The organism is Serratia sp. HNCC26DJ206 (assembly GCF_057180605.1).
This window is the reverse complement of record NZ_JBXUGP010000086.1, coordinates 1-2,558: the sequence shown is the minus strand read 5'-3', so window position 1 is coordinate 2,558 and position 2,558 is coordinate 1. Positions and strand designations below refer to the sequence as shown.

The following is a 2,558-nucleotide window of genomic DNA, read 5'->3' as shown; positions in this document are numbered from 1 at the left end:
GATGCCTGGCCGGTTTATAAGGTTCTGTTGAGCGCAACCAGCCACGTGGTGAGCAAGACATATACCCAAAGGATAGAACGGCATAATCTTAATATTCGCACACATATCAAGCGACTGACCCGCAGAACAATTTGCTTTTCGAAGTCAGAGGAAATGCACGATAAGATTATCGGTTGGTATTTTACTATTCATCATTATCAATAAATCTGCGTCACGACCGCTTTATCTATAGTATTTTTATAAATTAGGTAGACAATATTTTCTAAATTTATTTGTATTTTCGTACAATTAATTTACCCATTGGCACATAAAAAGATGTGATTTTTTTGATCGGAAAATATGAAAATCTTCTTCAAAAAATCATTTAGTCAGTAATTTTTTATGTAGAGACTCCATAGCATTAACAAAGTCTTTATCTTTATTCTGTTCTTTTGAACAGTAAGTGTCAATATACTCGAGTGCAACCGTAGTTGATATGTTTTTATATTGTTTTTCTGTTTCTGATAGGTTGTATGCTGTCATGAAGCCAGCTACCCATAAGGAAAACACTTTAGTTTGTATTGGATCATTACTTTTTAATGATAACCATTTTGAACAATTCAGATTAGCGTAAGTTCTAACTGAAACCGTCTCCGAAAGTGTATTTTCGCTGTATATTAACAAAGAGAGAAATAAGCTACAAATTGTAAGTTTCGGTTTTGCCATTTTTGATAACATAAAAACTCCGACTGAATTTCCATTCATTACATACAAATATGATGATTTGAATTGCATTTATAATCGCACAAAAAAATGATAATAGTGTTATAGCAAAGCTTACTGAAGATATCGAGCCCTCCATATAATACGCTATTCCATAGTAAAGAGGTGTACACATTGATAATGAAAATATAGTAAATAATATTATCCTCACCCCTGACATGAGTCTTGACGTAGACTTGATGTCTGCTATTTTTTTGCTGTCTCCGAGTTGAGCTAAGATGAGATTCTGTTTTTCTTTATCTGATAGGTTATTTTCACGTATGATTAAAAATATATTTAATATGTGAGGATATGCTGAGGTTACATCGTTTTCTTTATTTAAAGAATTTATTTCAAAATTTCGAGTCATACATATAGAGCCAATCCATACAACCATAAATAGTGGCATAATATAAATAACTGCATTGGCAAAGTTAATTATTGGCACCTGAGATTTAATATCTCCTAATGTAATGGGGATACTTATTGGTGTTTCTATGTCAGCTATTTCTATTTTATTCTTGTTTATTTCTAAAATCCTTTCATTAATCTGATTTATAATTACCTTCAGGCTAATATCATCTTTCTCTGAAATGATTTCTGTCTGGATTTTATTTCTTGTAAATATATCTATCTGTGTTTTATATAGTATATTTTTAAGAACTTCCTTTAGATAGGGCTCAGCATCTTCAATTGAATTTACCTCCTTCATACCAAGATATTTTCTTTTTTCATTTATCTCAGATTTATATATACCAAAGATTTTATCCACTAGCTCATCATTCTTTTTTTGTGGTATTTCTGGTAATCCTAGTTTTTTCCTCTGCTTGTTTTCTTCGGTGTTTTCATTGGCTTTGATAACTAAGTTTTCTGTTTTCTTTATTTCTTTAAATTTAATTACTCTTGAGAGGGTTTCATCTAGCTCATTTATAACGGACTCGTTTCTTTTTATTTCTGATAAAAAAGCTTTATATCCATTTAGTAGCTCTAATGATTCATAGCCTCGTAGGTTTTTAAGTAAGGAGTAAGCTGTCCAGCATGCAATTATCACTAGTATGCTAGAGTATAATAAGCGTTCAAATCTTTTACCTAGCTCATACGACTTATCCACGATAAATTAGTCTCTACTTTACATAACAAACAACTATTAAACTAATCTGATCATTGTAACCCTATTCATTTGCTCTACACAATCTATATTAGATAGCAGTTCTATGAGTAGATTTTGCCTGCTATCTGGGTTAGAACACTCCTCAGTACAAAACTCACAGAGTTACCGTATCTGACGGTCGATTGACGCGAGCACCTAGATACACTGGCTGGGTTACTCGATCACTACGAGGCAACAGGCGTGACGAACCGCTATGGGCGTTGTGTTACAAATGCAGTGGGCCAGACCTTCAACTGCACTTACAAATGCGTGGCAACGGGCAAGCGTTGGAGGCGTGATGTAATGCGCCGCAAGCTGCTGGCTCATATGCTGCAAGGGTTGGAAAGCCGGGCGGTCTACGAGTTTGTCCGCACTCATCCGGGGCTAATATGCGCGTTAGAGCACGATGGGTTTGTATCTTACCGTTTGATCAAGGCTGGTGATTGGCAGCATCCTTTTTTGAAGATCGTGTTAAAAAATGGTCGATTTTTAAATTAATAAAAAACCGACCAAATATCCTGAGTTATTAGCAGTAATTTTGACTGCCAATGCTTAATCAAGCATTCAATATTTTTCTCATAACGTAAATTGAATATTTCAACAAAAGCATCCCTGTAATGTGAAAGCAAAACGTTTATCACAGGAATACCAATGCCAATCTGAATCG

General features: G+C 34.3%; 3 protein-coding genes. 2 read left to right on the top strand and 1 reads right to left on the bottom strand.

All coding sequences use genetic code 11. The annotated features are described in order from the left end of the window. The coding region (locus AC2A1E_RS23960) for an IS1 family transposase (RefSeq protein WP_484385836.1) at window positions 1-204 on the top strand (204 nt) is incomplete at its 5' end. Between the two features lie 472 nt (window positions 205-676). On the opposite strand, the gene AC2A1E_RS23955 is transcribed toward AC2A1E_RS23960, so the two are convergent. Then, entirely contained in the window at window positions 677-1,852 is a 1,176-nt protein-coding gene (locus AC2A1E_RS23955; protein WP_484385835.1) for a hypothetical protein, read from the bottom strand. Between the two features lie 240 nt (window positions 1,853-2,092). Here AC2A1E_RS23955 and AC2A1E_RS23950 point away from each other — a divergent pair, with 240 nt between their 5' ends. Continuing rightward, window positions 2,093-2,389, top strand: a complete 297-nt coding sequence (locus AC2A1E_RS23950; RefSeq protein ID WP_484385834.1) for a hypothetical protein — start codon at window positions 2,093-2,095, stop codon at window positions 2,387-2,389. Window positions 2,390-2,558: the final 169 nt, after the last annotated feature.